Annotated in this window: 10 protein-coding genes; 8 read left to right on the top strand and 2 right to left on the bottom strand. The window is 41.1% G+C overall.

Features of this window, described 5'->3' with window-relative positions; genetic code table 11:
* Nucleotides 1-45 precede the first annotated feature (45 nt).
* From NSQ70_RS16440 to NSQ70_RS16420, 5 genes are all read left to right on the top strand, one after another.
* Nucleotides 46-1314 carry an ABC transporter substrate-binding protein gene (locus NSQ70_RS16440; RefSeq protein ID WP_035389707.1) on the top strand — a complete coding sequence of 423 codons (1269 nt, stop codon included), beginning with the start codon at nucleotides 46-48 and terminating at the stop codon, nucleotides 1312-1314.
* A gap of 57 nt (nucleotides 1315-1371) precedes the next feature.
* On the top strand, nucleotides 1372-2343 hold the full coding sequence (locus NSQ70_RS16435; protein ID WP_342502281.1) for a sugar ABC transporter permease: 972 nt from the start codon (nucleotides 1372-1374) through the stop codon (nucleotides 2341-2343).
* Nucleotides 2340-3161, top strand: coding sequence for a carbohydrate ABC transporter permease (locus tag NSQ70_RS16430; RefSeq protein ID WP_072367384.1), 822 nt, complete (start codon nucleotides 2340-2342; stop codon nucleotides 3159-3161). Before NSQ70_RS16435 ends, NSQ70_RS16430 begins: the two co-directional genes overlap by 4 nt.
* Nucleotides 3162-3308: 147 nt before the next feature.
* Nucleotides 3309-4259 carry a mannose-6-phosphate isomerase, class I gene (gene manA, locus NSQ70_RS16425; protein WP_041507862.1) on the top strand — a complete coding sequence of 317 codons (951 nt, stop codon included), beginning with the start codon at nucleotides 3309-3311 and terminating at the stop codon, nucleotides 4257-4259.
* Between the two features lie 319 nt (nucleotides 4260-4578).
* Nucleotides 4579-7209 carry an N-acetylglucosaminidase gene (locus NSQ70_RS16420; protein ID WP_327871957.1) on the top strand — a complete coding sequence of 877 codons (2631 nt, stop codon included), beginning with the start codon at nucleotides 4579-4581 and terminating at the stop codon, nucleotides 7207-7209.
* 18 nt (nucleotides 7210-7227) lie between these two features.
* Here NSQ70_RS16420 and NSQ70_RS16415 read toward each other — a convergent pair whose 3' ends face one another.
* Nucleotides 7228-8415, bottom strand: a complete 1188-nt coding sequence (locus tag NSQ70_RS16415) for a CDP-glycerol glycerophosphotransferase family protein (protein WP_178897380.1) — start codon at nucleotides 8413-8415, stop codon at nucleotides 7228-7230.
* A gap of 11 nt (nucleotides 8416-8426) precedes the next feature.
* Nucleotides 8427-9197 carry a WecB/TagA/CpsF family glycosyltransferase gene (locus tag NSQ70_RS16410; RefSeq protein WP_024719265.1) on the bottom strand — a complete coding sequence of 257 codons (771 nt, stop codon included), beginning with the start codon at nucleotides 9195-9197 and terminating at the stop codon, nucleotides 8427-8429.
* Nucleotides 9198-9567: 370 nt separating this feature from the next.
* On the opposite strand from NSQ70_RS16410, the gene tagD reads away from it, so the two are divergent.
* From tagD to NSQ70_RS16395, 3 genes are all read left to right on the top strand, one after another.
* A complete protein-coding gene (tagD, locus tag NSQ70_RS16405) occupies nucleotides 9568-9957 on the top strand; it encodes a glycerol-3-phosphate cytidylyltransferase (protein WP_008343212.1) in 390 nt (129 codons plus the stop codon).
* Between the two features lie 97 nt (nucleotides 9958-10054).
* The gene (locus NSQ70_RS16400) at nucleotides 10055-11521 is read left to right on the top strand and encodes an alpha-glucosyltransferase N-terminal domain-containing protein (RefSeq protein WP_256688758.1); all 1467 of its coding nucleotides are present in this window, start codon (nucleotides 10055-10057) and stop codon (nucleotides 11519-11521) included.
* Between the two features lie 47 nt (nucleotides 11522-11568).
* A complete protein-coding gene (locus NSQ70_RS16395; protein ID WP_342502280.1) occupies nucleotides 11569-13839 on the top strand; it encodes a CDP-glycerol glycerophosphotransferase family protein in 2271 nt (756 codons plus the stop codon).
* Nucleotides 13840-13959: the final 120 nt, after the last annotated feature.

Here is a 13959-nt window from a genome sequence, read left to right as displayed (position 1 = left end):
GTATACTTATTTTGATAACGCTTACAAAATAGGGATGGGGGATCCATGATGAAGTTTAAATTAGGCTTTACTTTATTGGCACTCTGTATGCTGGTCGTCTCTGCTTGCAGTTCATCGACGAACTCAGATGCAAAAAAAGAGGGCGGAGCGGAGAAACTAGAAATTTTCTCTTGGTGGACTGGTGCAGGTGAGGAAGACGGACTGAAGGCACTCATTCAATTGTTTGAAGAGAAAAATAAAGACATTCCCATTGAAAATGCAGCTGTCGCTGGTGGCGCTGGTACGAATGCAAAGGCTGTTCTAACAAGCCGGATGCAAGGAGATGATCCGCCAGCTACTTTCCAAGTACACGGGGGAGCAGAGCTGAATGAGAGCTGGGTAGCCGCAGGTAAAATGGAGCCGCTGGATGACCTTTATGAGAAAGAAGGCTGGAAGGATAAATTTCCAGAATCACTGATTGACCTTGTGAGTAAAGACGGGAAAATCTATTCCGTTCCAGTAAATATTCATAGAGGTAATGTGCTTTGGTATAACAAAAAAGTATTTGAAGATCAGGGCTTAGAACCGCCAACGACGTTTGATGAATTTTTCAAAACAGCCGATGCCTTAAAGAAAAAAGGGATTACTCCACTTGCGCTTGGGGATAAAGAACCTTGGGCGGCGACTCATTTGTTTGAGAGCGTTCTTCTAGGTGTACTAGGTGCAGATGACTATCAAAAACTTTGGGCGGGCGACTTAAAAATGGATGATGCAAAAGTGAAGGAAGCGGCAGACATCTTTGGACGTATGCTCGAATACGTCAACGACGATCATAGCTCGCGTAACTGGCAGGATGCCTCACAGCTCGTGGCAAAAGGGGAAGCTGCAATGAATGTCATGGGCGATTGGGCAAAAGGATACTTTGTAAATGATCTAGATTTGAAGGTGAATAAAGACTTTGGATACGTGGCTACTCCTGGTACGGAGGGCAGCTTTATGGTCATCACGGATACATTCGGACTGCCAAAGGGTGTCAAACAGCCAGAAAACGTGAAAAAATTCTTATCTGTCTTAGGATCTGTGGAAGGACAGGATGCGTTTAATCCGTTGAAAGGGTCAATACCGGCACGTGTGGATGCAGACGTATCAAAATATGATGAATACGGAAAATCGGCAATGAAGGCGTTTAAAGAGTCAAAGCTGGCACCGTCTCTTGCGCATGGCTCAGCTGCTGAAGAAGGTTTTGTCACGAAGGCGAACCAAGCCGTCAATATTTTCGTGACACAAAAAGACAGCAGTCAGTTCGTTTCTTCTTTAAAAGATTCAATGAAATAAAGATGAAAGAGGCGGCCGTTAGGCACCGCCTCTTTTTTAAAAAAGGAGTGTAGCTTCATGCGCATGGACACATCGCCGATCACAAAAACACCAGCAGCAAAAGTGAAACGTGTTCGGAAAAAATGGAATGGAGACCAGCTGCTTGCCCTGCTATTTTTAGCACCGTCAGCTGTTTTATTATTCATTTTTGTTTACGGCTTTATTGGGTGGACAGGATATGTTTCATTATCGAACTGGACCTCGCTTGTTCCTGATTTTTCTTTCGCAGGTATGAAAAATTATGTCATGCTGTTTCAAGATTTTCGCTTTCAGTCAGATCTTCGAAACACGGTCTTTTTTACTTTATTCTTTATTGGAGCAGTCATTGCTTCTGGGCTTGTACTGGCCATTTTACTAGACCAGAAGATCAAGGGAGAATCACTTTTTCGGAATATCTTTTTCTTTCCGATGGCCCTTTCCTTTGTTGTCACAGGTGTTGTGTGGCAATGGATCCTAAATCCATCTACTGGGGTGAATCTGTTTTTAAAAACACTCGGCATCCAGCCCAAGTGGTACACGGATACGAACATTTTAGCTGGATTTGTCTGGGGAAAAATTGAGTTTGGTGTACCGGCAGCAATGATTGCAGTTGTCATCGCTGCTGTGTGGCAGATGACAGGGTTCTCACTTGCGATGTATTTGGCTGGTCTTAGAGGCATTCCAGAGGAAGTGAGAGAGGCTGCTAGAATGGATGGCGCAACCGAGTGGCAAATCTACTGGAAAATCATTTTTCCGCTGTTAAAACCAATCACAGCAAGCGTCGTCATTATCATGGCACATATTTCTTTAAAGATCTTCGATTTGATTTACTCGATGACAGGACCAGGTGCAAACTTTGTCACCGATGTGCCAGGTGTTTATATGTTTGAAATGACCTTTAGAGGAAACCATTATGCAGGTGGTGCCGCCATTGCGATCGTCATGTTGATTTCTGTTGCGGTCTTTATCGTGCCGTATCTCCTGTCTAGCCGGAAGGGGGCTTCATCATGATCGCAAGAGGGTTTGTCCGTCCAGTTCTTTATGCTTTATTAATACTGTGCAGTTTGTTTTTTCTCATGCCTGTTTATGTCATGCTCGTCACAAGCTTAAAGCCATTAGGTGAAGTTACCCTTGAGCGAATGTGGGCGCTTCCATCTACACTTGATTTCTCAAGCTACAAAATCGCTTTTGAAAAGTTATCACCCAATTTAATGAATTCTCTTTATCTAGTCATTCCTGCTACCTTATTGTCAGCTGTATTAGGTGCGATGAATGGCTATGTGCTGTCTAAATGGCGCTTTAAAGGATCAGAAGTGGTGTTTACCTTCATGTTGTTCGGTATGTTTATTCCATACCAAAGTATCCTCATTCCACTTATTCAATTTTTACGTGAAATCGGCTTGTATAACTCCATTCCGGGACTTGTGCTTGTCCATGTCGTATATGGCCTGCCAATCACAACACTCATGTTCCGCAATTTTTATGTGAGCATTCCTGATGAAATGATTGAATCAGCGAAGATGGATGGAGCTGGGTTTATCGGGATCTTCAGACATATGATTCTGCCGCTTTCCATCACAGGGTTTGTCGTGGTTGCCATTTGGCAGTTCACAAATGTGTGGAATGAGTTTCTATTTGCGGTTACTATGACCACGGCAGAGAATCAGCCGGTCATGGTTGCACTGCAAAATTTATCAGGCAGTCAAATTGTGCAATGGAATGTTCAAATGGCAGGTGCCATCTTGGCTGCGCTGCCGACACTTTTTGTCTATATTCTACTCGGAAAATACTTTGTGAAAGGGCTTCTTGCAGGCTCTGTCAAAGGGTGAATTGATTTTCTTGTTATCGTTTTCATTCAGTGTACTGAAAGGATTGACTTCTCTTTAGATAGCGTCATAATAAAAGTTGAGACTTGCTAGTTTTCATCATGCTAGGCAAGGATTATCAAAGGGTAGCAAAGGGAGGAGTCATCCTGAATGAAGCAGTCACCAATTTTTTTACTGCCTGAATTGAAGGAGAGAATATGGGGAGGTACAGCCTTAAGGGATCAATTTGGCTATGATATTCCTTCTGATCAAACGGGAGAATGCTGGGCAATTTCTGCTCATCCAAACGGACCAAGTGTCGTGCAAGACGGTCCATATAAAGGGAAAACGCTGATCGAACTATGGAACAATCACAGAGAATTGTTTGGGGGAATAGAAGGCGATCGCTTCCCGCTCTTAACCAAAATTTTAGATGCAAACCAAGACTTATCCGTTCAAGTTCATCCAGATGATGATTATGCGGAAAGACATGAAAATGGCGAGCTTGGGAAAACAGAGTGCTGGTATATCATTGACTGCAAAGAAGGCGCAGAAATGATCTATGGTCATAATGCAAGGACGAGAACTGAGCTTGTGACCATGATGAACAGCGGAGATTGGGAAGGCCTTTTGCGGCGAGTGAAAATTAAGCCGGGCGATTTTTATTATGTGCCAAGCGGTACCATTCATGCGCTATGTGAAGGCACACTGGTTCTTGAAACGCAGCAAAGTTCAGATACGACCTATCGGGTGTATGATTATGAACGAAAAGACCAAAATGGCCATGAACGTGAACTTCACTTCACGCAGGCCATTGATGTTACCACGGTTCCTCATGTAGACGGTTATGCAGATGAATCAGTAGAAACTCGTCCAGGGGTGACCATTAGAACATTTGTAGAAGCAGAATATTTTTCTGTGTATAAATGGGAAATTGATCAAAAAGTAGAGCTATCGCAAGATTATCCGTTTTTGCTGTGCAGCGTTATTAATGGGGAAGGGTCCTTAGAGCATAATGGACATACATATCCGCTGCCAAAAGGAGCCCATTTTATCCTGCCGGCTGAAACAGGGAACTTCACCATTGAAGGATCTTGTGAACTGATTGTGTCACATATATAAAGATAAAGAGGACTTCGAGGGAGTCCTCTCAGCGTGTAGACAAACCCTCGCATTCGGTGTCAGTCCTGCGTGCCGGTGCTCACGAATGTCAAATTCGCTCCGCGCCAGTACTCGTCCTTCCTAGGGCTGCAAAGGTTTTCTATCACGCTGAAAAGAAGACAAAGGGGTAAAATAAAGTTCATTTTACCCCTTTGTCAATTCTGAGAGGACTTCGGGAGTCCTCTATTTTTCTATTGCATAAAGGACTTGAAAGAGACTTATTTTTGTCGATAAAGAGATTAGTAGACTATTATGCAAAGTTAAGAGAGGGACAGGGACCGTGAAAAAAACCATCAAGATTATGTTACTCGCAGCTGCCTTTGGTATGACATTACACACGGGCAAAGAAGTGCAAGCAGCCTCCTATGTCGATCAATCCATTTATACGATTAACACCTCAAAAGTATTTACAACAGAAGCAGAAGTGAAAAAAGCGGTTGACACGTTGAAAAAGGATAAGAAGTGGACAGCCACTTATCAAACCTCAGGAAATACATCGACTTATCAACTGACTGCCTCAGGATATGACTCACAAGCAGCAGCGAGTGCAAGTGCCGCTGCATTAAAAAAAGAGTTAGGCATGAGCGGTACGGTGTCTCCAGTAGGTGACCGCCTTCCTTTACAGAAAATCGTATCTGATCCAATCAACGATGAAAGTCAGGCGAAAAAACTGACGCTCGAGCTGACGAAAACATCAGGACTCAATAGCACGTATGAAGCTATCAATCAAAGCAGACCATTATATCAGGTCATATCAGGAGTCATTGATTCTGAAACGAAAGTCAAAAATATTCAAACCGAACTACAAAAACAGGCCGGAGTCACTAGTACATATCAAACCGAAAACAAAGCTGGCACCGTGTATCAGCTGATCTCAGGCAATATTGTCGGACAGAGTAAGGCAAATACCATCCTGCAAGGTTTTCAAAAGGAATCTGGTTTAAAAGCAGTACTCCAAACGGTAGCAGCAGGCAAACCGTATTACATCGTCACATCTGCTGCACAAACGAATCAGTCTAAAGCGCAAACCCTTCTGACCCAGCTGCAAAAAGAAGCGAAAATCAGCGGAAAGATTCAGAAGGCTGGAGCTGTTAAAAATGTATATAGCATGGAATCAGGCTATTTCAAAGACAATAAGCAAGCAGCCTCAGCGGCGGCTCAGATCAAAAAACAAGCTGGTGTGTCAGGGACTGTGCAGCGAGTAGGAAAAACGAAAAATTATATCGTAAAGCTTAATCAATTAAATGACACAACTTACGCAAAAACAGTTGCCTTTTTCAAGAAAAAGAAATGGCGCTATACGTCTAAAAAGATCTCCTCTACACAGCCATATCAAGTAGTGACTGGGAATCTTTTGGGCGATGATCAAGCGAAAAAAGCAACGGCATTTTTCCAAAAGAAAAAAGTATCCGCCACAACGAAAAAAACAGGCAAAGCGTCTGACAGCACGTATCGACTTGTTGTGAATCAAGCAACAGATCAAACAAAAGTAAATAAAGGTGCTGCATACTTAAAAGCACAAAAGGTGACAAGCAACATCACAACAGGCAAGGGACAAGCCGTCAGTAAAGCATACAGCCTAATGACAGCTCCTGTATATGATCAAAGCAAAGTGAAGCAGGCACAAGAGATCATGAAAAAAAATGGAGTTGCCAGCAGTACAAAAACATTAACAGAAGCTGTTAAGCAATACCGTATTACGACAGAGGCAACTGTGAATCAGACAAAGCTGAATCAAGCCTTAAGTTATTTAACCAAACAAAAAATGAAAGCAGCCGCTCAAAAAACGGGAGCAACTGATTATGGTCAATATCAGATCAAAACAGGGGTCATTTCGACTGCTGCCTTAAGAGACCAAGGCATGACATTCTTCAAAAAACGAAATGAACCAGCTGCTTATACAACAACGACAAAACCGGCATATAAAATCAACATCACACAGCAGTTTACAGGGTTACCAAATGCGAATGCGGCTATTGCTTTTGTGAAAAGCCAATACGGCTGGACAGCCACTGCGACAAAAATCAAAAATGGTCCAATGGTGATGCAGACGAATTATAACCTCACAGTCAATGAGATGGTAAACAAACAAATGAAGGTGTCGCCGCAGACAGATGGTGCAGCCTACGTCTATGCGACATATGTAGACCCAGCGACGTCTACAGTGAATACAGACGGGCTAAATGTACGTTCTACACCTGATTCAAGTTCGGCTAGCAACATCGTCGCACAGCTGAACAAAGGGACAAAAGTGAAGCAGCTTGGAAAAGAAGGCAACTGGATCAAGATCAGCCTCGGCTGGAGAAATGCGAGTTCAGCAGAAGTATTAAAATATGTAGACCCAGCGAATATCGCGGAGGGCACTCAATCTTATTTTCAATTTCTCAAACTCTCTGAAGCTGCAAATCTCAATCCGACTGAAGTGAATACGAAGATTTTAGCAGGGAAAGGCATTCTTGCCGGAAAAGGACAAGCCTTTATCACAGCAGCGAAAACGTATCATATTAACGAAATCTATCTCATTTCACATGCATTGCTTGAAACAGGCAACGGCAGTTCCATTTTAGCGAACGGTACGAAGTTTAATGATAGAATCGTGTACAACATGTATGGCATTGGTGCATATGACAGTAACCCGAATTACCTCGGTGCAAAGTATGCGTATGAACAGCAATGGTTCACGCCTGAGGCAGCCATTATTGGCGGGGCAAAATTCATTGGCAACAGCTACATCAATAATGCCACATACAAACAAGATACCATTTACAAAATGCGCTGGTCTGCGACAGCCACTCACCAATATGCAACAGATATTGGCTGGGCTTCTAAACAGGTCACTCGTATGTATAGTTTGTATAACTTACTTGATAACTATACGCTGTATTATGATATCCCCGTGTATAACAAATAAAAAAAACGTCCGTGCTTCTTAATGAGAAGCCGGACGTTTTTTGTGTAAGAGCTGATGTTCAATAAAGGAAAGAAGCTGCTGACTTGATTTCCCTTTTGAATATTGATTCCATTCCTCAGCAAAGGTTTTCAATAAGTCTTGATTGGCTGATTCGTTTAGCTGCTTAAGCTCCGTTAAGAGCATATCTTGAGTGACGCAAGCCTTTCCTGGAATGATGTCTTCATAACGTTCGACTAAGCCGCGTTTTGTGCGATAAGTCTCTAGATCGTAAGTGAAGAACAAAACAGGCTTTTGGAGCAGCGCATATTCAAACACAATGGACGAATAATCTGTAATCAGGACATCGCATACAGAGAGCAATGGAAAGAGCGGCTGATCGGACACATCAAAGATCCACTCACCATCTGTTTCTGCTTTGGCTAAATGTTTCACCGCAGGATGAAGCTTGACGAGCAGAATATAGTCGCCATTCAGCTCACTCTGCAATTGTTCTTTAGAAAAAGGTAAGACAAGACCGTCCATTGCAAAGTCCCGGTAGGTCGGCGCATACAGCAGCACTTTTTTGCCTTTTGGAAAAATATCCGTCTGAAAGGAAATAGGGCGCTCATCATAGTACGCATCTGTGAAGGGGACACCTGTTGGCAAAAAACGATCGTCGTTGACGCCAAATGAAGTTTTGAAAATCTCGCGCATGTGATCTGAGCCAGTAACGATATAATCGAAAGACGCATAGACCCGCTTGAAACGCTGCAGATCACGAGAACTACGGTGATGATTTGAAGCATCTTCAAGACCGAACTTTTTCAAAGCACCATTGGCGTGCCACACTTGAATACAAGAGGTAGAAGGTCTATTTCTTAGCACACTTGTCATCAGAAAATAATTATCTGTGACGACGACTTTGCTTTTTAGCATCGTATAGATACATTGAATGAGATGGATGGGATTTTTTTCATGAAAATAGCGAAATGACACATGAGGCACGTCCTTTTCTATCACGGAAGCATGCTTCGTATAGAGGACAGTGAGCTTCATTGTCATATTCGCCCGTTTTTGATAAGTATCGATGAGAGCAGCTGCATTCTCTTGGAATGAAACAAGCAGCGTCACCTGATTGTCACGAGGTTTCACGCCGCTCATGAGCCATCCAGCAAAAGAAACAAAGGCTGCATAGCATGAGATGATCATTGAGCGTATATTCATCATGTATCAGTCTCTCACAGCTGCTTCGTCTGATCTTTTACTTGCTCAGGATAGTAGCGCTTTTTCCCTTTGTTTTCTTTTAATACGGCAAAAGCGTACTTTGGGATATTCAGCATTCGTTTCCATCTCCACGGATTGACAATGAGTCTGTACAGCCATTCCGTATTTGTTTTAATCATCCAGCGTGGTGCACGCTTCACCGTTCCGCTAAATACATCAAAGCTTCCGCCTAAACCGATGCAAACAGCTTGCGGGAACAAATGACGGTATTCATAAATAAAGTTCTCTTGGTTTGGATAACCTAAAGCAACAAACACCATATCTGCTTTTGAACGAGCAATTTGTTTTGCCACAAACCGTTTATCCGCTTGATAACCATCACAGCTGCCTGCAATCACCACATTCGGATATTCCGTATCAATTCGCTGTTTGACAGCCTCAAGCACTTCTTTTTTCGCACCATATAAAAAAATACTTTTAGATTGCTTGTTTGCGAGATCGAGCATAGACATGAACACATCAAAACCTGCAATTCTTGATTTCAATGGACTTTGCGTCATGCGTGACATCAACACAACGCCTACACCATCCGGCAGTACATAATCCGCGGAAGAAACCACTTGATGATATGCATCATCCTTCATGACAGCATAGCCGATCTCTGGGTTCACTGTCGCAATCATGGCGCCTCTTCTCTGGGAAATATGATGCTGGTTGATATAGCTAATAAATTCATCTAAGTCACCATTTACATAAGAAAGGTTAGAGACCACTTCTGTTTGCATTGTTCAGACCTCCTTTTTCATTTTGTTATCTATGAAACGTTCATTGTAAATTCATTCTTCGCCTACTCATCATTTTATCACAGTTGCTCCATGAAATATTAACAATAACTTTACAATCCTTTAAATTTCGTGACATTTTAATAACTTCATATGGAAGGTGCTTCATAAAACATTGATTTTTCGGACTTTCCGTTCCGTGCCCATTAAATTGGAAATAGTTTGTCTTTACATCTGCTTAACGTTTGTTAGGCGCTGTGATATAATGAGGTTCCGAAGAGCGAAAAACACGATCGAAGATAATAGGATTACGGATAAACATTACTGCTTGAAGCAGTCGAATAAGGAATGAAGAAAGGAGTTTATGTTTGCAATGAAGAAAGTTATTACTTACGGTACATTTGATTTATTACACTGGGGGCACATTAAGTTGCTAGAGCGTGCAAAGCAGCTTGGAGATTACTTAGTGGTTGCCATCTCGACAGATGAATTTAATTTACAAAAATCCAAAAAGGCTTATCACAGCTACGAGCATCGAAAGCTGATTTTAGAAACCATTCGTTATGTAGACGAAGTCATTCCAGAAAACAGCTGGGATCAAAAAGTCCGCGATGTACAAGAGCATGACATTGATGTCTTTGTCATGGGAGATGACTGGGAAGGTAAATTCGATTTCTTGAAAGAGCATTGCGAAGTCGTTTACTTGAAGAGAACAGAAGGTATCTCGACAACTCAAATTAAAGAAGAAATTGCGGGACTTTAATAGATCGAAAAAAAGTACTTCTTATCTTTTGGTGAGAAGTGCTTTTTCATGTAAAATACAATGAGCAAGTTATCATGATTTTTAAGGAGAGCTTCCTTTGTTTCAAAATTGGATGAAGAAAAAAGTTGAAGATATATTGGATCAACCTGAACAAAATGAAACGATGACTTTAGTTGAAATTCCTGACATGGACTACTACTTTATTGTAGGTGACGTACCAAATGAGGAAGACGGCTTAACGAAGTCTTTAAAAGCAAGAATAGAGCCATTGGCTGAGAAACATAAACGTACTGCGATGTTAACTTTGAATTTCGATGTAAATGTGAAGGAACGTATTCGCCGCTTGGAGGAGACCTTTCATCCTCAAATTGACATCCTGAATGTATTTGAACATTATATTCTGCCAGAGAGCGGAAGTAAAAGGTATTATTCGGAGTTTATTGCGGGTGAAGTCCCTCAATCCATCAATGAAGCAGTTATTCCGGCAGATACATCGGCCATTCAGGTGACGAGATATGAACTGCCTTCTTCCCCAATCTGTATGATTGATCAATATAATGAAGAGCAGCAATTAGTGAAGAGAGAAGAATACAATTGGCAGGGAGCTTTACGCAGAGTTCAAAGCTTTGTTCCTCATACAGGTGCTCTCTATTTAGAAGAATTGATCAAGGACGATGGCAGCATTTTTATGGAGATCACCTATGCTGGTGATGCAAAAAAGAATCCAGTCCGCCACATTAATTGGTATAAAAAAACAGGAATTCAAACATTTACAAAGAAGACGGATATAAAACAACAATGGCTATCCAGCATTCAATTACAAAATGACCGGTTGAAACTGATGGTCACAGAGGACCGGGACCAGGACCGCCACTTGTTTAAAATAGATCAACCGGAATCAACTTATTATGCTGCTTTTGTGCATGAAGCCCATTATGAGGAAAATCCGCACCATATCTATTCTCAATATGGAGAATTATTTAAACAAATAAGAAAACAGCAAGTGGATGCCGTCTTCTTTGGCGATACTAAGCATAAAGAAGATGTTGAGAAGGTTTTAGGAGAACAAACTTATTTCTACCATGTGCCTTCTGATGAAATGTCAGCTTGGAAAACAGTACTTCATCAGATGCTGGAAAACCGTATACGTAAAGATGAGCTGAGAAAGGTCGTGGATCGCACGAAATGGGTGCTGCATGGTCTTAGCTCTGAACACCATGTTCTTCATCTTCAGCTTAAGATGACAGACGAAATGAGCCAAGCGGATCATGTGGAAATTGATTTTGCAGGATATGATCGAGTGAATGGAGCTGAAATCATTTCTCAAACAATTGATGAGAATGATCAAGTCAGTTTCCCAATTGGTCATTTTCAAACAAAGAAAAACATCGAAACAAACCAAACAAAATTTGTGGATTTTTACATCCGCTTTAAAACAGAAGAACTTCAAGAAGTTTTGCAACGTCTAGAAGTAGAGGGAGAGCTCCTTACCAATAAACCATCTTCAATTGATGGTTGGTCGTATCAAACGAAACAGGGGAACTATTCTTGGAAAGTAAAATAATGATACAAATAACGGTAAGATTTTTGAACAGAGGAGATTAACGATTAATGATTGAAGAGGGAATCCATAAGAAGAGTGTCGTTGAAGGTTTAAAAAATCATCATGAAAAATTGGAAATGCTCGTTCGCATCTACGATGACATGCCATTAGCAGATAGAGAGTTTTATCTGTTTATGAGGGAAAGGGTCTCAAAACAAGAACTATTCCTCCCGCTTGTTCATCAAGAAGAGAATCTATTCAAATTGGTACTGAGTGAAGCATCGCTTCCGCTTGCGTTAGAGCAAGGCCAGACATACAACTTATATGTCACGGACTATGTGAGCGCAAACAAAGAAGAGGACGAAGACGAGCTTGAAGACTCAGCTTATGATTCTGATTCGGAAGAAGAGGATGAAGACGCAAAAGAAGCGGATACCAGCGCAACTTTCGAAATAGAAGAAAAAACACCATATTACAAACGTCGTTTGAAAATGGAAATTGAAACGCCAGAACTGACATTTTTAGAAAATAAAGAAGCGCTGTTGTATGTTATTCCATATCGTACAGACAAAGGCAATGCTTCATTGAAAATCAAACGGGAGCTCAAAGTTGTGAAATTCCATCACATCGAGCTCAACAAAGAATGCACGCTATCCTTATCTGGGTATGCAGGCGTTCTAAGTGCAGAGCATCCTTATCAGATCAAAGAAGTAAAGCTTCTATTGAAGAAAAATGGTGAGGAACCAGTTGAGCATCGTTTTCCTGTCAAGATGACACATAAAAAAGATGAAGTCATTCAATATCGTGACGACCATAAAACACCACAACTGTATCAATTTTCAGCAGAAGTTCCTTTAGAGGAGTTAACTTATTCCTTAAACAAACGGTTTGTCTATCGCTTCTATTTTGAGTTTATTTGCGATGTTAACGGAGTGGAAGAAACGTTAACAACAACTTCTTTAGTGCTTGGAGATCGTTCAAACAAACTCAAGGGACTTGTTCAAATTCATAAAAGAAACGATGTACCGATTCGATATGAAGTGTACAGAAAGAAAAAAAGACAAACTTTAGGCATCCGAATTAATGATTACACCATGAAGACACGTGCTAAGTACTACGTAAAAAGCAAGTGGAAGAAATTCAAGAAGCAAGTGGGTAAGATTAAAAAAGTTCGCAATCGCCTTGTGACAAGTACTTTCCAAACGACCTTTACACTGGCGAGTAAACTGTCTGTCAAAAAGAAAACCGTTATTTTTGAGAGCTTTAATGGGAAACAATTCAGCTGTAACCCGCGTGCTATTTATGAATATATGAAAGAAAATCACCCTGAATATACGCTGATCTGGAGTGTTAAAAAAGGGCATGAAGCACCATTTAAAGAAAAGGGCATCTACTATATCAATCGTCTGTCATTGAAATGGATTTTTGCAATGGCAAGAGCCGAGTATTGGGTCGTAAACAGCCGTTTGCCACTATGGATTCCAAAGCCAGAACACACCACATACTTACAAACATGGCATGGCACGCCGTTAAAACGACTGGCAATGGACATGGACGAAGTGCATATGCCTGGAACAAACACGAAGAAGTACAAAAGGAATTTCACGAAAGAAGCATCGAATTGGGATTATCTGATTTCTCCTAATGCATACTCGACCGAAATCTTTACCCGTGCGTTCCAATTCCAAAAGACCATGATTGAGTCAGGATATCCGAGAAATGATTTCCTTCACAATCAAAACAATGAAGAAACAATGAGAGCGCTCAAACAAAAAATGAACCTGCCGCTTGATAAAAAATTGATTTTATATGCACCGACATGGAGAGACGATCAATTTTATAAAAAAGGGCAGTACAAATTTGATTTAGACCTTGATCTGCATGAGCTACGAGCATCAATCGGAGAAGAATATATCATCATCCTTCGTATGCACTATTTAGTAGCGGAAAACTTTGATCTCGGACCATATGAAGGCTTTGCCTATGACTTCTCTCATTACGAAGACATTCGAGACCTTTATATGATTTCTGACCTACTCATTACAGATTACTCTTCCGTGTTCTTTGATTATGCAAACCTTAAACGTCCGATGCTGTTCTATGTACCAGACATCGAAACATATCGTGACAAACTGAGAGGCTTCTATTTTGACTTTGAACAAGAAGCACCAGGACCACTTGTAAAAGAAACATCACGCGTGATTGAATGGGTAAGAGAAACAGAACAGCCGACATTTACATTACCACATTCATTTACGCCGTTTTATGAAAAATTCTGCTACCTAGAGGCCGGAGAGTCATCGAAGCGTGTGGTGGAAGTAGTGTTTTCTGAAAAATAGTAAAAAAGTACCGTTCCACTCATGTAGAACGGTACTTTTTTGGTTTTTTTATTCCATTGTACACATATTTAAAAGTAATGGTAAAAATAAAAAAACATAGAAATTTAACAGTAAACATGC

Source organism: Bacillus sp. FSL R5-0397, assembly GCF_038593395.1.
GTDB lineage: Bacteria > Bacillota > Bacilli > Bacillales > Bacillaceae > Bacillus > Bacillus altitudinis.
Note: the sequence above shows the minus strand (reverse complement) of the source record. Positions and strands in the feature narration are given on the sequence as shown.